At 56.2% G+C, this 18,421-nt stretch carries 16 protein-coding genes; 10 read left to right on the forward strand and 6 right to left on the reverse strand.

Annotated elements, in window-relative coordinates; genetic code table 11:
• Positions 1-11: 11 nt before the first annotated feature.
• On the reverse strand, positions 12-2,585 hold the full coding sequence (locus CRO08_RS00735; RefSeq protein WP_097034669.1) for a TIGR03960 family B12-binding radical SAM protein: 2,574 nt from the start codon (positions 2,583-2,585) through the stop codon (positions 12-14).
• A gap of 99 nt (positions 2,586-2,684) precedes the next feature.
• On the opposite strand from CRO08_RS00735, the gene CRO08_RS00740 reads away from it, so the two are divergent.
• From CRO08_RS00740 to truA, 3 genes are all read left to right on the forward strand, one after another.
• Entirely contained in the window at positions 2,685-4,058 is a 1,374-nt protein-coding gene (locus CRO08_RS00740; RefSeq protein WP_097034670.1) for a GGDEF domain-containing protein, read from the forward strand.
• Positions 4,059-4,330: 272 nt separating this feature from the next.
• Positions 4,331-5,263 (forward strand): hypothetical protein, encoded by a 933-nt coding sequence (locus CRO08_RS00745; RefSeq protein ID WP_072809152.1) that lies wholly within the window; start codon positions 4,331-4,333, stop codon positions 5,261-5,263.
• The gene (gene truA / locus CRO08_RS00750; protein WP_072809150.1) at positions 5,264-6,016 is read left to right on the forward strand and encodes a tRNA pseudouridine(38-40) synthase TruA; all 753 of its coding nucleotides are present in this window, start codon (positions 5,264-5,266) and stop codon (positions 6,014-6,016) included. It abuts the gene before it with no gap.
• Positions 6,017-6,030: 14 nt separating this feature from the next.
• On the opposite strand, the gene CRO08_RS00755 is transcribed toward truA, so the two are convergent.
• Positions 6,031-6,762, reverse strand: a complete 732-nt coding sequence (locus CRO08_RS00755; RefSeq protein WP_072809148.1) for a pyridoxine 5'-phosphate synthase — start codon at positions 6,760-6,762, stop codon at positions 6,031-6,033.
• A gap of 5 nt (positions 6,763-6,767) precedes the next feature.
• A complete protein-coding gene (locus CRO08_RS00760) occupies positions 6,768-7,898 on the reverse strand; it encodes a divergent polysaccharide deacetylase family protein (protein WP_097034671.1) in 1,131 nt (376 codons plus the stop codon).
• A gap of 28 nt (positions 7,899-7,926) precedes the next feature.
• Here CRO08_RS00760 and miaA point away from each other — a divergent pair, with 28 nt between their 5' ends.
• The 6 genes from miaA to CRO08_RS00790 all read left to right on the forward strand — a co-directional run bounded on the left by miaA (position 7,927) and on the right by CRO08_RS00790 (position 13,870).
• Positions 7,927-8,817: a tRNA (adenosine(37)-N6)-dimethylallyltransferase MiaA gene (gene miaA, locus CRO08_RS00765; protein ID WP_097034672.1), complete on the forward strand. Its 891-nt coding sequence runs from the start codon at positions 7,927-7,929 to the stop codon at positions 8,815-8,817.
• Positions 8,818-9,129: 312 nt separating this feature from the next.
• Positions 9,130-10,263 (forward strand): dTDP-glucose 4,6-dehydratase, encoded by a 1,134-nt coding sequence (locus CRO08_RS00770; protein ID WP_097034673.1) that lies wholly within the window; start codon positions 9,130-9,132, stop codon positions 10,261-10,263.
• A gap of 7 nt (positions 10,264-10,270) precedes the next feature.
• On the forward strand, positions 10,271-10,834 hold the full coding sequence (rfbC, locus tag CRO08_RS00775; protein WP_097034674.1) for a dTDP-4-dehydrorhamnose 3,5-epimerase: 564 nt from the start codon (positions 10,271-10,273) through the stop codon (positions 10,832-10,834).
• A gap of 64 nt (positions 10,835-10,898) precedes the next feature.
• Positions 10,899-11,342, forward strand: coding sequence for a low molecular weight protein-tyrosine-phosphatase (locus tag CRO08_RS00780; RefSeq protein WP_097034675.1), 444 nt, complete (start codon positions 10,899-10,901; stop codon positions 11,340-11,342).
• Complete coding sequence (locus tag CRO08_RS00785) at positions 11,342-12,484, forward strand: polysaccharide biosynthesis/export family protein (RefSeq protein WP_097034676.1); 1,143 nt, start codon at positions 11,342-11,344, stop codon at positions 12,482-12,484. The genes CRO08_RS00780 and CRO08_RS00785 overlap by 1 nt, the downstream gene beginning before the upstream one ends.
• Before the next feature lie 6 nt (positions 12,485-12,490).
• A complete protein-coding gene (locus CRO08_RS00790; protein WP_097034677.1) occupies positions 12,491-13,870 on the forward strand; it encodes a mannose-1-phosphate guanylyltransferase/mannose-6-phosphate isomerase in 1,380 nt (459 codons plus the stop codon).
• A gap of 160 nt (positions 13,871-14,030) precedes the next feature.
• On the opposite strand, the gene pheS is transcribed toward CRO08_RS00790, so the two are convergent.
• From pheS to CRO08_RS00805, 3 genes are read right to left on the reverse strand one after another with little or no spacing between them, the layout of a single operon-like run.
• On the reverse strand, positions 14,031-15,053 hold the full coding sequence (gene pheS / locus CRO08_RS00795; RefSeq protein ID WP_072801315.1) for a phenylalanine--tRNA ligase subunit alpha: 1,023 nt from the start codon (positions 15,051-15,053) through the stop codon (positions 14,031-14,033).
• Positions 15,050-15,700, reverse strand: coding sequence for an N-acetyltransferase (locus CRO08_RS00800; protein ID WP_097034678.1), 651 nt, complete (start codon positions 15,698-15,700; stop codon positions 15,050-15,052). Before CRO08_RS00800 ends, pheS begins: the two co-directional genes overlap by 4 nt.
• Before the next feature lie 4 nt (positions 15,701-15,704).
• Entirely contained in the window at positions 15,705-16,238 is a 534-nt protein-coding gene (locus CRO08_RS00805) for a pyridoxamine 5'-phosphate oxidase family protein (RefSeq protein WP_097034679.1), read from the reverse strand.
• 239 nt (positions 16,239-16,477) lie between these two features.
• On the opposite strand from CRO08_RS00805, the gene CRO08_RS00810 reads away from it, so the two are divergent.
• The gene (locus tag CRO08_RS00810; protein WP_097034680.1) at positions 16,478-18,421 is read left to right on the forward strand and encodes a carbohydrate-binding domain-containing protein; all 1,944 of its coding nucleotides are present in this window, start codon (positions 16,478-16,480) and stop codon (positions 18,419-18,421) included.

The raw sequence follows: 18,421 nt of genomic DNA on the forward strand, positions 1-18,421 counted from the left end.
ATTACTAATGACTAGAGTTCCATGCTGACTTTCGCAATCAGGAACCGCCTGGAAACCTCGTCAAGCTTGGCGGGGTCGATTTCGAACCCGAGAAGGCCCGCGTAGATTACGAACGGGCTTGCTGTACAGCCCTGGTCGTTGCACTTTACCTTCACGAAGAGAGCTCCGTTTACAGCGTCGATGCCGAGCACGTGCTCGTTCAAATCGATTTCCTGCCCGCGGTGGTTCTTCACTACGGGGAGCGCCTTCGCGTTGAACCGCTCCATCAGGTCGGCGGGGATGCTTTCGGGCGTGTGGCGGTAAACCATCGCCTTCGGGAAGTGCTTGCTGAGCTTTTCCTTGAGGGGTTCGATGTTTACGATTTCCATGCCCCGCGGGAACGGCGCGCTCAGTTGTTCCATGAGTCGGGGGAGGTTCTCGGGCGATATGTCGAGCTTCTGCAGCAAGTCCACGCTGATGATTTCGCAGTACGTCTCGAGCCCTAGCGGGAGCGCGCCCATGTTCGAGATGCGTGGCTTGGGGCTGAAGCCTTCGCTGAATTTGACGGGGATGCCCGCACACAGGAACGTGCGCTCGAAGAAGCTGAGCATGTTCTGGTGGGGCAGGAAGCGGCTGAGGCCGGTCTTCTTGAAGGTAATCTTGTAGCTGAAACTTTCCGTCTTCTTGGGGCGGCGTTCCGCGACGAGTTTCTTGATTTCTTCGGGGGTGCGGCTCGGCGCCTTGTGGCGCACGGGGTCGTTGGCGAGCTTGATTTCGGCGCCGAACCCGGGAATGCCGCACTTCTGGCAGTCGCCCCACTTGCAGTTGGGCACGGGTTCGCTGTTCGGGTCGAACGCCTTCTCCCACTCGCGCCTCAGGTACTGCTTGGTGGTACCCGCATGGATGAAGTCCCACGGGAACACTTCGCTCTTTTCGCGCTCGCGGTAAACCCAGCTGGTGTCGTAGCCCATCTTTTGCCAGACGGCTTCCCACTTGGCGAAGTCGAACCGGTAGCTGTCGCTCTCGAAGATGATTCCCTGCTTGTACGCCTCGTAGATGACCGGAGCCAGCGAGCGGTCGCCGCGGCTGTAGATGGCCTCGAGGAAGCTCGTTTCCCAGCTGGCCCAGTTGATTTTCACGTTCGGGTGCTTGAAAAACTTTTCGCGCACGAAGCGGATATGCTTGAGCGCGGTTTCCTTGTCCATGTAGGGCGCCCACTGGAGCGCGGTAAAGGATTTCGGGATGAGGATGCCGATGCTGACCGCAATCTGGATGCCGCGGTTGTACTTGCGCCCGATCTTGACGAGATTGAAGATGAGGTCGCAGAATGCCTGCATGTCGTCCAGGTTCTCGGTCGGGAACCCTATCATTGTGTACAACTTAATCTTGTTGAACCCGCTGCTGAACGCGTGCTCGGCGGCATCGTACATGTCCTGGTCGCTGATGGTCTTGTTGATCATCTTGCGGATGCGCTCGGAGCCCGTCTCGGGGGCGAACGTGGCGCTGCGGCCACCCTTGAGGGCCGCAATCTTGCCGGCGAGCGTCTGCCCGAAACTGTTCACGCGGATGCTCGGGAGGCTCACGTCCACCGTATCGAAGAACGGGTCGTCGATGATACTGTCGGTGAGGGCTTCCACCGGCTTGTAGTCGGCGGTAGAAAGGCTCAAAAGCCCGAGTTCGCGTTCGCCGGTGGCGCGGATGCCCGCCTTCGCGATGTCGAGGACATCGTCCGGGTCGAGTTCGCGGCACGGGCGGTACCAGATGCCCGCCTGGCAGAAACGGCAACCCTGTGCACAGCCGCGCATGACTTCCACGCTGAAGCGGTTGTGTACCAGCTGCATGTTTGCGATGAGGTTTTTGACAGGGTAGTCCTTCGGGTCCATTACCGGGATGAACAGGCGGCGAACCCCGTTCGTGGTGGCGTAGGCGCCGGCGGCAGGTTCCGCCGGTACAATCGCGCCGAATTCGTTCGTGACTACCGGGCGCAAGCTCGGCACGTAAACGCCGTCAATCTTGGATAAATTCTCGAGTATTTCGGCGCGACTGAGGCCCGCCTTGCGGCCTTCGCCTACGCACCGCAGAAAGTCAATCATGACTTTCTCCCCGTCGCCAATCATGAACGCGTCGAAGAAGTCGGCGACGGGCTCGGGGTTCGCCATCGAGGGCCCGCCGGCAACCACGATGGGGTCGTCTTCCTTGCGGTCTTTCTGCCACGCGGGAATGCGGGCGAGTTCCAGCACGTAGGGCACGTTCGTGAAGTTCAGCTCCGTCTGGAGCGTCATGCCCACCACCTCGAATTCGCGCACCGGCGTGTAGGTCGCGTAGCTGTACAGCGGAATATCGTACTTCGCCATCTCGCGGGCCATGTCGTCCCACGGTGCGAACGAGACTTCGCAAAGCAGGTCGCTCTCGCGGTTTATCACGTGGTACAGGATGCGGATGCCGTTGTTGCTCATCCCGATTTCGTAGGTGTCCGGGAATACGAACGCCATGCGGCAGAGCATCTGGCTGTGGTCCTTTACCACGCTGTTCGCCTCGCCGCCCATGTAACGGGCGGGGGACTCGACGGCGGGGAGGGCCAGGGCAATCTTCTCGAGAATGGTCATAGTGCTAAATTTAGAAAAAGGAACCCCAAAAGCACGTTTTTTTATAAAATTTTCGTTTACTTGAGAACGAAAACATATTTCTTTTGATAAATTTATGGCATGAGCTTCTTTTCTTATTTCCTTTGCCTTGTATTTTTTGTCGGCGGTGTCGTCGCGGCCTATTTCGTACCCGAAAAGACTCTGGCCCTGCACCTGAAATTTGTATTGATTGGAGCCTGGGGCGCGGTTCTCGGCCTCCTGTACTACAGCCATTGCAAGCGCAAGTTTACCGAAGCCGAAGCGAACTTTACCGAAGCCCTCAATGAGACCCGCAACGCATCCCCGAAAACCGAGTATGTGCCCGTTGTCCCGTCCCTGAGCGATGAACCGCAGCCTTTCGAAGGCCCGAGCGTAAAGAAGAAGCCTTTCGACAGCATTCTCCCTCCCGAAGCGATTCCGGCAGCCGAGGCCCTCAAGCAGGTGGATGCCGTACAGCACGCCTTCCCGCTCGATGCCTGGAACACGTTCTGCAAGCGCATTCTCAAGAACAGGCCGTTCCCCGATGTGGTGGAGGCTCTCGAGAAGTCGCTCCCCGAACTGTTCCCGGGTGGCGCAGGCATCCTCTACATGTACGGCGGCGTGCAGACCGAACTCCACAAGATTCTTTCGTTCGGCGATTACGTTATCAGTGATGACGTGATTATGCCGGGCGAATGCGCGAGCTACAACGTGGGCGATGTCGTGGTGAGCGACTATACCTCCGGTGAATTTACGGGCGGATGCACCCACCTGCACCACCACCCGCAGGGTGTTTCCTTCTGCGCCCCGATTGAAGGCCTCGAGGAGCATTTCGGTATCCTTTCGGTCCAGGTGGACAAGTTCCCCGAGGGCGATTCCCTTGAATTCTGGAAGGCGAAGGTGAGCATTGTCGCCGCGACCTTCGGGCTTTACGTGGCAAACCAGAACCTCAACTTGCGGTTCCAGCAGCACAGCATCCGCGACAACCTTACGGGGCTGTTCAACAGGCGCTACATGGAAGAATCCCTGCGCCGCGAGGTGGCTGCCGCAAACCGCCATGCGACCCCGATAGGGATAATCATGATTTACCCCGATGCGGCCGAAGCCATCAAGACTGAGAAGGGCAACCATGCCCTCGAGCAGCTGCTCTGGGAACTGGGCCAGCGCCTGCCCGGGTTCATCCGTACCGAAGATATCCCCTGCAGGTTCGATGGTAACGTGCTGTGTGTGATTCTGCCCGGCGCCGATAGCAAGATTACGCTTGAACGCGCAGAACGCATCCGTAACGAGATTTCTCAGTTGCAGATTTCCTACGGCGACGGAATCCTTGCGACCAAGCTGAGCCTTGGCGTGTCCGTGATGCCCGACCATGCGATTGACGAGGGAACCCTCATCTACAACGCGCAGGTGGCCCTCAAGGCGGCACTCGAAAACGGCGGCGACAGGGCTGTGTCGTTCGGCGCTCTCCGCACGTAGTTTCCCGCAAAAAACAAGGACTATAAACCAAAACACCCCGACCGAAGCCGGGGTGTTCTTTGGGGTTAGGAGGAGAACAAAGAGTTCTTGTACTATAAGATAGTAAAAAAAAACAGGTTGTGGACATTAAATTTGCGTTTTTTCCAAAAAAGTGTAGAGAACTTCACACCACCCGCAAAAAAGCGGGGCGAAGCGTCCCGTTTTTCAAAAAGGGGCGATTTCGCCGTTTTGCCTGGAAATAATCGGCCTTCATTTTCTAAATTATATGCCGTATGAAGAAGTTTATTGCTCCAGTTGTCTTGTTTATCGTGGCAGCAGGGCTTGGCGCCTATTTGCTCCTTGATTTTTCCGCGGTTAAGTCGTCTTTTGATGCGGAATCCTACCTGGAAGCCCGCAGCAGGATAGATTCCCTGCAGGTAGCCCTGTTCGAGGCTCAGGGGAACCCCGATTTACAGCTTAGTATACGCACCGAACTGGAACAGTCCTGGGAATCCCTGGGCGACATGAGGACTGCACCCGTGCCCGTCGCGGCGGAAAACCCGCTGGGAGTTTCCAGCGAGACCATGCTCTGGATTGCGGGTGGCGTCGCTGCGATTATCCTTTGCATTATCTTGCTTTTCGCCGTCCTTGCGCACAGGAAAAAGGTCCTCACCATGAAGATGGAGGCCATCAAGGCTGCAGAAGAACAGCGTTTCAAGGAACCGAAGGGAGGGCTCGACGACGAGACGATTGCGCGCCCCCGCCCGCAGAAGCGTTCCATCATAGACGAAGTGTCCGAGTTCGCCGAGCGCGAAAAGCAGCAGGAACTGCCCAAGATGGCTTTCGAGGACGAGAACGGCGTGCCCGAGAACAAGATTATGACGACCGACCTCGATGCGCCGCGCCCGCAGCTCAGGCCTACGGCGAAGGAACGCATCACCTCGGCCATGCAGTCGCTTTCCGACGTGCTCCGCTCCCCGCGCGGCGTGACCCGTGACCGCACCATGAAGATTCGTGCGCAGAGCCACAACATGACGGGCGACCCGACCCTGCAGGCGAAATCGCCCCTCAAGACCAGCAGGTTCGACCGCGAACTCACGGAAAAGACGAAGATCATGCAGATGTCCCGCCGCGGGTTCCCTGCTTCCGCAATCGCATCGCAGTTGAAGATTCCGCAAGATCAGGTCGAGGCCGTTATCAAGGAATCCCTAGAATCGGGGAACTAGATGCGTTACCGCTTCCGCTGTGAATACCTGGGAAGCGCCTTCTACGGTTGGCAAGAACAGAACTGCGCGGGCAAGACGCGCTTTGTTACGGTGCAGTCCACTCTCGAGGAAGCCCTGACTACGGCTCTCCGCGCGCCTATCCGCGTGGTGGGTTCCGGGCGTACGGATACGGGCGTGCATGCCCGCGGGCAGTGCGTCCACTTCGATTTCGACGGCGAACTGGACCCGGTACGTACGGTCCGCTCTGTAAACGGCCTCACCAAGAGACTCATCCGCATACGTGACCTCGAGGCGTGCCCGAGCGAGTTCCATTCCCGCTACGACGCGCTTTCGCGTTATTACCAGTACACCATCTTTACGCGGCCCGTAGCCCTGATGCGCGATTTTGGCTGGGAATGCGGCAGTGTTGACCTTAACTTGGATGTAATGGAATGCGAGGCGAAGGCCTTCCTGGGCGAACATGACTTTATCGATTTCTGCATTCCCCGTAACGACGGCAAGTCCACTCTCTGCACGCTGACGGAATTCCGCCTGGAACGCCTGAACGACTGGAGCTGCATGTTCCACATCAGGGGCAACCGTTTTTTGCACCGGCAGGTGCGCGCGATGGTCGGAACGTTATTTGATATCGGCCGCGGTCGTTACCCGCTGGGTACGGTGGAAAAGATATTCGCCAAGGATTTCAAGGGCGAACGTACCTGGGCTCCTCCCCAGGGGCTTGTGCTCCAGGATGTAGAATACAGCGATTACTGACTAACAACTAGTGACTATTGACGCCTGAGCAGGTCGAGCATTTCCTTCACTGCGCGTTCAAGGCCCACGAGAACTGCCCTCGCCACGATGCTGTGGCCGATGTTGAGTTCTTCGATGCCCTCGATGGCTGCAATGGCTTCCACGTTCCTGTAGTTGAGACCGTGACCAGCATTGACGCGCAGGCCGTACTTCTTTGCAAGGACGGTCATGTCCTGGATGGCGGAAATTTCGCGGTTGACTTCCTGGATGCTGCCGAGGTCGCAAGCCGAGGCGTACCTTGCGGTGCTGAATTCCACGAAGTCGGCACCGACCTTCTTCGATGCCTTCACCTGCTCGGTTTCGGGGTCGATGAAGATGCATGTCGCGATGTCGTTGTTCTTGAGGGTCATCACGATTTTTGCAATCTCGTCAATCTTTGCCGCGACGTTCATGCCCGCCTCGGTCGTGATTTCCTGGCTGTTCTCGGGTACGAGCGTCACCATATCGGGCTGCACGTTGATGGCGAACTGCACCATCTCGGGATTGGTAGAAATCTGGAGGTTGAGTTTCGTGGAAACCGTGCCGCGCAAAAGCTTGAGGTCGCGGTCCTGGATGTGACGCTTGTCTTCGCGCAGGTGGGCAACAATGCCGTTGCAGCCTGCGAGTTCGGCAATAATCGCTGCGGCAACCGGATCCGGTTCGCGGATCTTGCGTGCTTCGCGGATAGTGGCGATGTGGTCTACGTTGACACCCAGTTTTACGGTCATGGAAACTACTCCTTGTTGGTGTTCATAAAGGTAGATAAATTTATGAGCGTGGTACCCTGCGCGGTCGTTTTTTCTTTCAATGTCTTGACTTTCTGGACGCTCTCGAGCGTGAGGGGGAGAATGATTGCCGCCATGCCGCTCCTTGCCGCCCCGCGGAGTTTCTTGTGGACGAAGTCGTCAATGCTGCTGTTCGAGGGGTTGTAGGGCGTGATAATCTTGCAGTTCATGCCCACTTCGGGGCAGACGTCCGAAACCTTGGACTTGCTGTTGCCCGAAAGGTCAGCAAACCACAGCTGGTGTGCCTTCGCTGCGTTGAGTACCGCCTGCAGCAGCGGCTTGTGTTCGACTGCCTTGTCGGCGAATCGCGTGGCTATCCCGTTTGCCGAGGGTACGAGCGTTTTGGCGTCAGCAATGATTTCTGAAATCTGGTCTTCCGTGAGGTAACTGCGGATGGCGCGCATGTTCTTGTGCCTGCTGTCAAGGCTGTTCGATTCCATGAGAAGCCACAGGACGAGTTCCTTGTTCTTTATCTTGTCCAGGTCGGGGTAGAAGCCCTTCGGCATGTCGAACGGGGTTATTAGCAGGTCGTAGGGGTAGTCGAGCGAATTGAGCGTCGCGATGATTTCGGGCATAATCCTTTTTTGCTGGAAAGCTTCTCCGGTTATCTGGAACGAAACTGAAAGGTACGATGCGTTGTCGCGGAATATGTTGCGTGATATTTGCAGGTTTATCCGGAGCGTATCGCCATCGGGGGAGAGCGCGTCCAGGTTTGCAGACTGGAACGCGTCGTTGTCGTTGAAAAGCTCCTCCATGTAGAGGACCTTCCCGTTGTTCTTGTCGATGAACCGCTTCGCCTGCAACAGGTAGCGGATAATCGTAGTTCCGTTCCCGAGAGTCCACACGTCGCGCTTTTTCCGGCGGGAGAACTGCGCCTGGATAACGCCTATGTCTGCCTTCATGCGGTCGATAAACGGCGTGGTGTCCTGTACGGAAACGGTCGTGTCTGCAATTTCTTCTGCCGGAGTATCGCTCTTCGCCCACAAACTTTCGATATCGCTCTTGGGGAGTAGGTAGGCTGCCGTAGCGAGTACCCCGAGAACAATAAATATGGCGATTATATGCTTTGCGTTTTTCATCCCCTCCAAATATAATTATATTGCGGGCATGCCAATCCTCTTTGCAATCGCCGGAGCCACGGGAATAGGGAAGTCGCGCCTTTCGCTCGACCTCGCGGAACGATTCGATGCCGAAATAATCGGGGTGGATTCGCGCCAGATATACACGGGCTTCGCGATAGGGACGGCACAGCCTTTGCCTGCAGAAATGGAGCGGGTGAAACACCGCATGGTAAACTTCCTTGATCCGCGGGAAACTTTTTCGGCGGGGGATTTTTGCAGGAACGTGCGCGAACTGCTGGAAGCAAATCCCGGCAGGAACTACATTGCGGTTGGCGGCACGGGACTTTATCTGCAGTCGCTGATGCTCGGGCTCCCGAAAATCCCGAAGATAGAGCCGGGTGTGCGTGCAGGCCTTGAAGAAAAAGCGGTCTGCGAAGGTCTTGATAGTTTGTTCAAAACTGCGCAGGAAGTAGACCCCGAGGCGATGGCCGGAGTCGAGAAGGAAAACGCCCAGCGCATCATCCGCATACTGGAAGTGTGGCAGGCGACGGGCCGCAAGCTTTCGGACTGGCAAAAGGAACGCGAGGGCGGTATTGGGCAGATTCCCGTCTTCTGGCTCCAGCGTTCGCGCGAAAACCTGTACGCCCGCATCAACGCCCGCGTGGACAAGATGATGGCGGATGGCTGGCTCGATGAGGTTCACCGCCTTGCAAAGAACGTGCCGCTCGATGCTCCCGCATGGCAGAGTCTCGGGTACCGTGAACTCCTGCAGGCGACATCACCTGCGGATGTGGCGCGGGTTGTCGATGAGGTCAAACGCAAGACCCGCAACTACGCGAAACGCCAGCTGACATGGTTCCGCTGGCAAATTCCCTCTGTTTCCGTAGATTTGGAAACACTTGCTAACCCGTACGAGTTTGTCGTACAGAGTTTATAAACCTGATATATCTTCTTGTTTTGATCAATAAGCGTCTTTCTTCTCCTATAAACCTGTTTATGCATGCATCTAAGGCGTCGGCCTAGGATGGGGAGGGTGAAGGGAGGGGCCCGTGCGGCCTTCGCAGTAGTGAGCAAGCGAGTGTCGCGACGGGGTGCTTGCACCCCGGCATGACCGAGTGCAGCCACGGACGCCGTAGGCGTCCACTCCGAGCGGGGGCCCCTCCCTCGTGCATATTAAACCTGTTTAAGAAGATTTTTTATAGGGTAAAAAGAAAATCTTCTATATTTGCTCCATAAAACTGGAGTTTCTATGAAGAATATCGTCATTACCGGCGGTGCAGGCTTTATCGGGAGCCATGTAGTTCGCCTGTTCGTGAACAAGTACCCGGAATACAAGATTATCAACCTCGATAAGCTTACCTACGCGGGCAACCTCGCGAACCTCAAGGATATCGAGAACAAGCCGAACTACAAGTTCGTGAAGATGGACATCTGCGACTTTGACGCGTTCTACAAGCTCATGCAGGATGAGCATGTCGACGGTATCATCCACCTCGCGGCAGAAAGCCACGTGGACCGCTCCATCAAGGACCCGTTTACCTTCGCGAAGACGAACGTGATGGGTACGCTCTCCCTGCTCCAGGCGGCCAAGCTCTACTGGGAAAGCCTCCCGGAAAAATACGAGGGCAAACGCTTCTACCATATCTCGACCGACGAAGTCTATGGCGCCCTCAAGATGAACCACCCGGAAGGCATCACGCCTCCGTTCACCACGACGGCCTCAAGCTCCGAGCATCACCTGGCTTACGGCGATGACTTCTTCTACGAGACGACGAAGTACACGCCGCATTCCCCGTATTCCGCAAGCAAGGCCGGTTCCGACCACTTTGTGCGCGCGTTCCACGACACCTACGGCATGCCGACGATTGTGACGAACTGCTCCAACAACTACGGTCCGTACCAGTTCCCCGAAAAGTTGATCCCGCTCTTCATCAACAACATTCGCCACAAGAAGCCGCTCCCGGTCTACGGCAAGGGCGAGAACGTGCGCGACTGGCTCTTCGTGGAAGACCACGCCCGCGCTATCGACGTAATTTTCCATAACGGGAAGATTGCTGAGACCTACAACATCGGCGGGTTCAACGAATGGAAGAACATCGACATCATCAAGGTCGTCATCAAGACTGTCGATAAACTCTTGGGTCGCGCTGAAGGCGAGGACATGAACCTCATTACCTACGTGACGGACCGCCTGGGCCACGATGCCCGCTATGCCATCGATTCCACCAAGCTCCAGAAGGAACTCGGCTGGGAACCTTCGCTCCAGTTCGAGGAAGGCATCGAGAAGACGGTGCGCTGGTACCTCGACAACCAGGAATGGCTCGACAACATCACGAGCGGCGACTACGAGAAGTATTACGAAACGATGTACAAGAATAGGTAGTGGACTTATGGGTAAGTTTAACTTTATCAAAACCTCTATCGAGGGCGTGACGATTATCGAGCCGACGGTCTTTGGCGACCAGCGCGGCTACTTTATGGAAACCTACAACAAGGGCGAATTTGACGCTGCCGGCCTCAATATGGTCTTCGTGCAGGACAACGAGTCCAAGAGCAAGAAGGGCGTACTCCGCGGCCTCCACTTCCAGAAGAAGAACCCGCAGGGAAAGCTCGTGCGCGTGATTGACGGTGAAGTTTTTGACGTTGCGGTGGACCTGCGCAAGGGTAGCCCGACGTTCGGCAAGTGGGAAGGCGTCGTGCTTTCTTCCGAGAACAAGAAGCAGTTCTACATTCCCGAAGGCTTTGCGCATGGGTTTGTGGTCCTCAGCGAAACAGCGACATTTGTTTACAAGTGCACCCGCCTCTACGACCCGAAGGACGAAGGCGGCCTGATGTGGAACGACCCCGAAATCGGCATCAAGTGGCCGGTGGGCAACGGCTTCGAACCGCTCCTCTCCGAAAAGGACACGAAGAACCCGCCGCTCAAGGACCTGGGCTTCGCCTTTGAACTGTAATTCTAATTGTCATGCCCGCGCAGGCGGGCATCTCTTATGATATAATTTTCTAATTTAAGAGCCAATGAAAAACATTCTAGTCGTTTGTACAGGCAACATCTGCCGCAGTCCTACGGGGGAATACCTCCTGAAAAAGGAACTGGGCGAGGGCTTTAACGTGATGAGTGCCGGGCTTGGTGCCCTGGTGGACCATCCTGCCCATGAAATCAGCCAGAAAATTGCCATGCAGCACGGAATCGACATGAGTGCACACCGTGCACGCCAGATAAACTTGGATATCCTCAAATGGGCGGATCTGGTTCTCGTGATGGAAAACGGTCACAAGACCGAACTCCAGCGCCGTTACCCGGAACTCGGAGAGAAAGTTCACCGTTATGGCGAAGCCCAGCAGGTCGATATTCCCGACCCGTACCGCCGCCCGGAAAATGCGTTCGTGCTGGCCTGGAATTTTATTTCGAAACTTACGCCCTATTGGGTTGAAAAAATCAAACAGAGCGAGGCTCAATAATGAAAAAGTTGAATCTTTTGCTTGCCGGTGTGGCTCTTGTCCTGGGCGGCTGTTCGCTTGGCCCCCATATGCGGATGACAGTCCCGGAAGGCGATGCGGAAGGCTCCGCGGATTATAACGGCATCAAGGTGGTTGTCCACTCTATCGAAAAGGGTGATTTTGGCACGGGCACGGCTGCTGCCGGTGATTCTTCGAAGTCGGATTTCGGTGACCTTGCCGAACTGATTGTGGATTCCCTGCCGAGTCTTGAATACCGTATCGGTCCTCTGGACATGGTTCAGGTGGTTGTCTGGGAACACCCGGAACTTACCTCCCCGATGGGCCAGTACCAGCCTGCCGGCCAGCGCGTGACGACCGACGGTACCTTGTTCTACCCGTATGCGGGCGTGATTCAGGCTGCTGGCCTTACCGCCCAGGAACTCCGTACCGAAATCACGAAGCGTCTTTCTGACAAGATCTTGAACGACCCGCAGGTCGACGTGCGCGTGACGGGCTACAACAGCCTCAAGGCGTTTGTCTCCGGTGCGGTGAACAAGCCGGGCTACATCGCATTCAATGAACTGCCGATGACTATCCCCGCAGCGATTGCCGGTGTAGGTGGTTTTGCCGAAGAGGCCGACCCTGCCGGAATGCAGCTTCGCCGTGGTGACAAGGTGTACAACATCAACTACCTCGATGCGTTCAAGGCGAACCTTCCGCTCGACAAGATTCTGCTCAAGCCCGACGACCAGATTTTCATTCCGGCACTCACCGAGACGCAGAAGGAAAACCGCGTGTACGTGATGGGTGAAGTCGCAAGGACCGGTGCCGTGAACGTGAACCAGGGCAAGCTTTCGCTTGTAGAGGCCTTGGCTTCAGCCGGTGGCCTGAATACGGGTAGTGCTTCGGCTCGCTTGATTTATGTCATTCGCAATACTTCGGACAAGCAGATCGACGTGTATCACCTGAATGCGAAGAACGCGATGGCTCTTGCGATGGCAGAACGCTTTAACTTGAACGCACGCGATGTTGTCTATGTGGATGCTTCCGACCTCGCAACGTGGAACCGCATCATGAACCTGATCGTGCCGAGCTCCGCATTCATCAACAATGGTGCTAGCGCAGTTCGTAACATCGAGTTGATTGAACTTCAGGGATGGTAATAGATTATGATTAACCTTATCCTTTGTGGTGGTTCGGGCACGCGCCTTTGGCCCGTGAGCCGTTCCCTGATGCCCAAGCAGTTTGCCCCGCTCTTTGACGGGCAGTCCCTGTTCCGCAAGACGGTCGTTACGAACGCTGCCGTCTGCGAGTCGCAGTTTATAGTCTCTAACGCCGACCAGTTCTTCCTCGCGAAGGACCAGCTCGAGATGGAAGGCATGAGCGGCAGCAAGTTCCTGCTGGAACCCGTGGGCCGCAACACCGCGCCCGCGATTGCGCTCGCCTGCCTCACCATGAATCCGGAAACCATCGTGCTCGTTTCGCCCTCGGACCACGTGATTCGCAAGAAGGACGAGTACAAGAAGGTGCTCCTCCGTGCGCAGGAACTCGCCGAGGCGGGTAACCTCGTTACGTTCGGCATCACGCCCACGAGCCCCGAGACGGGCTACGGCTACATCGAGGCCGACGGCGAGAATGTGAAGCGCTTCGTGGAAAAGCCCGACTTGGCGACCGCCGAGAAGTACCTGCTCGCAGGCAACTTCTACTGGAACAGCGGCATCTTCTGCTTCAAGGCGAAAACCTTCCTCGCGGAACTCGGCAAGTACTCCCCGGAGATGCTCGCCGCCGCACAGAAGGCGCTCACCAACGCGACCATCGAGGATGGCGAACCCATCCGCATCGACCGCGACGACATGATGGCCATCCCGAGCAACTCCATCGACTACGCCGTGATGGAAAAGTCCAAGAAGGTGAAGGTCGTACCGAGCGACATCGGCTGGAGCGATCTCGGAAGCTTTGATAGTTTGTACGGAGAATACCCGCACGACGAGAACGGCAACAACGTGAATCCGCGCCACATCGCGGTGGGCTCGAAGAACTCCCTCGTGATGGGTAGCCAGCGCGCCATCGCAACGATCGACCTCGACAAGATGCTCATCGTCGACACCCCGGATGCATTGCTGGTCGCCCCGCTCAGCAGCAGCCAGAAGGTGAAGAAGGTGGTGGAAGAGCTCAAACAGCGCGGCTCCGACCTCATCAACGTGCCGCAGACGGTGAGCCGCCCGTGGGGTACGTATTCCGTGCTCGAATCCACCGAACGCTACAAGATGAAGCGCATCGTGGTGAAGCCGGGCAAGCGCCTTAGCCTGCAGAAGCACCTGCACCGTTCCGAACATTGGGTCGTGGTGAGCGGCACTGCGACATGTACTGTGGGCGACAAGGTGTTCTACGTGCGTCCGAACGAATCGACCTACATCCCTGTGGGCGAAGTTCACCGCCTCCAGAACGAAGGTCGCCTCCCGCTCGTGATCGTGGAAGTCCAGGTGGGCGAGTACACCGGCGAAGACGACATCATCCGCGTGGAAGACGACTTCCACCGCTGCAAGTAACAAGCGTCATCCCCGCACAACAATTGTCATCCCCGCGAAGGCGGGGATCTCTTTTTTATACAAGAAAAGCGGGCCGCAAGGCCCGTTTTTTTCATATTGTCATCCTGGAGGGGCTCCGCCCCGATAGGATCCACGGCACTTCGTGCCGTGCCCATTCCAACTAGAACTGGCTCAGGAATCTCTGGTCGTTGCTGGTCAGCAAACCGATTTCCGGAATCGCGTGGCGGAGCATCGCGATACGGTCGAGACCGAAGCCGAATGCAAAGCCCGTGTACTTTTCGGAGTCGATGCCGCAGTTCTTGAACACGTTCGGGTCCACAGAACCGCAACCGCCGATTTCCATCCAGCCGGTTCCCTTGCAGCGACGGCAACCCTTACCACCGCAGAACACGCAGCTCACGTCCATTTCGGCAGACGGCTCCGTGAACGGGAAGAAGCTCGGGCGGAAACGCGTCTTGACGCCTTCGCCGAACAGCTTGTTCATGAACACCTGCAGCACACCCTTGAGGTCTGCAAAGCTGATGTTCTCGTCTACCACCAGGCCTTCGCACTGCTGGAACATCGGGGCGTGGGTTGCATCGTTGTCGACGCGGAACACGTGGCCCGGAGCAATCATGCGGAACGGCGGCTTGTGCGTTTCCATGTAGTGGATCTGCGTGCCGGAAGTGTGCGTACGCAGCATCACCTTGTCGTCCACGTAGAACGTATCCTGCATGTCGCGGCTCGGGTGATCGGGCGGCGTATTGAGCGCCTCGAAGTTGTACCAGTCAGTCTCGATGTCGCGGCCGAAGTCCACCTCGAAGCCCATCTGGCTGAAGAAGTCGATAATCTCTTCGCGCACGTCGTAGAGCGGATGCGTGCTGCCGGCGGGAATCCCTGCGCCCGGGAGCGTCGTATCCACAAAACCGCTTTCCAGCTTCTTCTGGAGCGCAGCCTGGTTCGCAGTCTCGATAGCCTTGTCGATGGCCTCGGAGACGGCGACCTTAAGTTCGTTCACGAGCTTGCCGTAAGCCGGACGTTCCTCGGCGCTCAAGCTCCCCATCTGCTTCATGAGGTCGGTGACGGCCCCCTTCTTGCCCAGGTACTTCACGCGGAGGTTGTTGACGGCTTCTTGGTTCGTAAGGTCGGTTTGCGCAAGTTCTGCGTCAAACGCCTGCTTCACATTGTTAATAGCTTCACTCATAGTGGCCGTAAATTTAGAAATTTTTTCATGCTCCAGCTGCCGATTTTTTTGCCGTCGTGCTCAATTTCGCATTCGTGAAAGACCTCGTAGCCACGCTTGCTGTAAAAAGCGAGGTTTTCCCGTGAGTTGGTAAATAGGGCCAACTGCTTGCCGCCACGCTCCCGCACGTATTCTTCCATATAAGTTAAAAACTGCGAGCCGACTCCCTGCCCCTGCGCAGACGGGTCCACTTCGAGCATGCTGAGATACCAGATGTCCGGCCCTGATTTCTGAAAATCGTGGCAGGGTTTGCTGGCGTTTTCGTCCATAGCCAAGAATCCGTTGATTTCGCTCCATTTTGTATTAAGGTACACACGCCAGAAGCCGTGTATAATGTATTGGAACGCGGAAGGCTTCTTGAAGCCGGGAGCTTCCAGTGTTGCGCGGGCAACCAGCTTGCCGTCCCGATGCGCTGCCAACAAATCAGCCTTTCCATAGCACGTTTTCAGGACGCATTGCATAAAAATCTGCAGTCCCTTTCGGCTTTTTTCCATATCAGGGAAATAGAGCGTAACGTAGTCATAATCTTCGTACGCCCTGGCCATAATTAAGCCCGCTTCGTCGAGTTCTTCGCGAGTCTGTAACCCGAATTCAAGTTTACTTGCCATATATCTATTTCTCCGACTTCGCTTTACCGGTGAAATTCGTGCTTGTAATCTTGAGGACGGTCACGGCGGCGGCCTGCGCGGGCGTGAATTCGAACTTGTGCGGGGTCGCGTGCATAGGTTGCGCGGAACTTGAACCGTGCGCGGCGCCTGCAGCCTGCCGTTCCATCAGGAGCGAGAGCCCGCGGCATTTTTCGGCGCTATCCTCGACGATTTCGGCCTTGCCCTGCCCCACGACACTTGCATAAAAGCGCCCGCTCTTGCAATAAACGTCTTCGTGAATCTCGATGCGGTTCTCGACGCACATGCTGAACGCCACGTTCGGATTCTTGCGAATGCAGTCAAGTTTTTTGCCGACATGCGCGCAGTGGAAGTACAGCTCCAGGACGCCATCCTTCAGGCTATACCCGAACGACATCGGAATCACGTAGGGCATGCCCGCATCTGCGTCGTCCACCATCGCAATGTGGCATGTCGTGCACTGCTCGATAATCTTCGCGATATTCTCGTCGCCTAAAACTTCTCTATCCTTGCGCCGCATATTTAATTTGTCCTTTTTCCTCTTTTGCAAATCTAATTTTTTCTTGACTTTTTCTCCCGCTTGAAAAATGATTTTTACATAAATGGATGCCAGAAATTTTTTTCGGGATAATGTGTAACGCGCGGAACTTAAACTCCCGATTTTTCGGGTTTTGTTGTTCTCGACTTCAACAGAATGTTATAGGCTGCAGTGGCGTATTTGGAGGGGTCAATCTATATTAAGTAAAAAAGGAGTCAGATATGAAATTAGGGCTTTTGGCGTTTCCCGCCATTGGAGTCTCGTTGGGTCTTGTAGCCTGTTCTGAAGATGCGGCCACGAATCCTAATGTCGATAGTGGGGCCTTGAACCCTGTGGAAATTTCTTCCAGCAGCGATTTCCTGGGAACTGACTTCCCTGGTGTAGAACTTTCCAGTTCCAGTTTCTTCATGCCCGGCATTGAACTTTCGAGTTCGAGTATTGCCGGCCCCGGCTTCGGCATCTCCAGTTCAAGCTTCGTATGGCCCGGCCCGGTAGTTTCCAGCTCGAGCGTCGTGATTCCCGGTGGCAGCAATCCCGGCAACGAGAGCGGAGACGACGAGAACGACAACGAGGATTCAAGGACGTTGGACGGCTCGCAGATTCTCCTGAAACTTGCGGGCACTTCGGCTACGGTCGAAAACAACAACGGCTGTGTCGAAGTGGCGGACAAGAGCGCGACCATCACTTGCCCGGGCGCCTACTACGTGACGGGCGAATCATCCGACTTCCAGGTGGTGGTGAATACTCCGGGCGCCGAGAACGAGGGCAATACCGGCATCTACCTCCATAACGCGACCATCAAGAGTTCCAATTCTCCCATCCTCGTGAAGAACGCCGACAAGACGGTGATTCACCTAGTGAAGGGAACCACCAACGTGGTCGAGGACGGCAACGGGAACCACCTGTTCACGAAGGTCAACGGAGCGCAGGATACTTCGAAGGCTGCAATCTACTCCCGCGATGACTTGAACATCAAGGGCGCAGGCACCTTGACCGTCAAGGGCAAGTTCAAGAACGGCATCCAGTGCAGCAACGACCTCAAAATCAAGAACGGCAACATCACTGTCGAAGCCGAAGAAAACGCCATCAAGGGCAAGGGAAGTCTCCAGATTTCGGGCGGTGTCTTGAACGTGACCGCCAAGAAGGGCGACGGACTCGAAAGCGACGAATGCGAAGAGGCGGGTGGCGCCTGCAAGGATACGGTTGCCGGCAAGGGCATCGTGGAAATCTCCGGCGGAAACATCACCATCAAGGCGGGTGACGACGGCATCCAGGCGGCAAACTACATTCTTGTGAACGATTCTGCCGAAGCCTCCACCATCAAGGTGACTTCTACCGGCAAGGGAATGGTCGCCACGAAGTTCATCTATGTGAACGGGGGCGATATCAATGTGACCGCCGATGACGATGCAATGCATACAAAATGGCGTGTCTACATGAATGCGGGCAACGTGACGGTCAGTTCGAAGGATGACGGCATTCACGCCGATTCCGCCCTGTACCTGAAGGGCTCTACAATCAACGTGGTTACCGCTAGCGAAGGCCTGGAAGCCTACAGGATTTTTGCGGAAGGCGGAATCACTTCGACATTTGCTACAAACGACGGCTGGAACGGCGCCGGTGGCCCGAAGGAAAACGTGGGCCAGTACGCTGCGTTCAGCGAGAGCGGTGGCCATATTGTCGTTAGCGGCGGCTACCACTACATCAGCGCGAAGGGCGACATGATCGACGTGTTCGACGCGAACGGTTCCGGAAAGATGACCGGCGGCGTGCTGATTCTCGAAATCACTGGCCAGAGCTACGAGAACCAGGGCGGCTTCAACTTTGGAGGTTGGGGCGGCGGAGGCATGGGTGGCGGCATGGGCGGTGGTAGCGGCGGATGCTCTTCCAACATGGCGGGCGGCCTTATTGATACGGATGCCGGCTTCGAGATTACCGGCGGCGTTCTCCTCGCGTTCGGCAACTACTCGACCGACCTTCCCAAGTGCGCGACCGTCACCTACAACAACAGCAGTTACTACGGCTCAAACAACGCTGCATTCAAGCCGACCTACCAGGGCAACGCGATTATCTACGGTGGTTCCGTGCAGTCGGTTACTCAGGTAAATACGGCTGGAATGCAGGAACTCAAGTTCCCCAACGGCGTGAGCTACATGTACAAGTAA

Source organism: Fibrobacter sp. UWT3, assembly GCF_900230125.1.
GTDB lineage: Bacteria > Fibrobacterota > Fibrobacteria > Fibrobacterales > Fibrobacteraceae > Fibrobacter.

Coding starts and splice junctions, on each gene's coding strand:
- CRO08_RS00735 (WP_097034669.1), bottom strand. CDS start 2,585: ATGACCATTCTCGAGAAGATTGCCCTGGCCCTCCCCGCCGTCGAGTCC.
- CRO08_RS00740 (WP_097034670.1), top strand. CDS start 2,685: ATGAGCTTCTTTTCTTATTTCCTTTGCCTTGTATTTTTTGTCGGCGGT.
- CRO08_RS00745 (WP_072809152.1), top strand. CDS start 4,331: ATGAAGAAGTTTATTGCTCCAGTTGTCTTGTTTATCGTGGCAGCAGGG.
- truA (WP_072809150.1), top strand. CDS start 5,264: ATGCGTTACCGCTTCCGCTGTGAATACCTGGGAAGCGCCTTCTACGGT.
- CRO08_RS00755 (WP_072809148.1), bottom strand. CDS start 6,762: ATGACCGTAAAACTGGGTGTCAACGTAGACCACATCGCCACTATCCGC.
- CRO08_RS00760 (WP_097034671.1), bottom strand. CDS start 7,898: ATGAAAAACGCAAAGCATATAATCGCCATATTTATTGTTCTCGGGGTA.
- miaA (WP_097034672.1), top strand. CDS start 7,927: ATGCCAATCCTCTTTGCAATCGCCGGAGCCACGGGAATAGGGAAGTCG.
- CRO08_RS00770 (WP_097034673.1), top strand. CDS start 9,130: ATGAAGAATATCGTCATTACCGGCGGTGCAGGCTTTATCGGGAGCCAT.
- rfbC (WP_097034674.1), top strand. CDS start 10,271: ATGGGTAAGTTTAACTTTATCAAAACCTCTATCGAGGGCGTGACGATT.
- CRO08_RS00780 (WP_097034675.1), top strand. CDS start 10,899: ATGAAAAACATTCTAGTCGTTTGTACAGGCAACATCTGCCGCAGTCCT.
- CRO08_RS00785 (WP_097034676.1), top strand. CDS start 11,342: ATGAAAAAGTTGAATCTTTTGCTTGCCGGTGTGGCTCTTGTCCTGGGC.
- CRO08_RS00790 (WP_097034677.1), top strand. CDS start 12,491: ATGATTAACCTTATCCTTTGTGGTGGTTCGGGCACGCGCCTTTGGCCC.
- pheS (WP_072801315.1), bottom strand. CDS start 15,053: ATGAGTGAAGCTATTAACAATGTGAAGCAGGCGTTTGACGCAGAACTT.
- CRO08_RS00800 (WP_097034678.1), bottom strand. CDS start 15,700: ATGGCAAGTAAACTTGAATTCGGGTTACAGACTCGCGAAGAACTCGAC.
- CRO08_RS00805 (WP_097034679.1), bottom strand. CDS start 16,238: ATGCGGCGCAAGGATAGAGAAGTTTTAGGCGACGAGAATATCGCGAAG.
- CRO08_RS00810 (WP_097034680.1), top strand. CDS start 16,478: ATGAAATTAGGGCTTTTGGCGTTTCCCGCCATTGGAGTCTCGTTGGGT.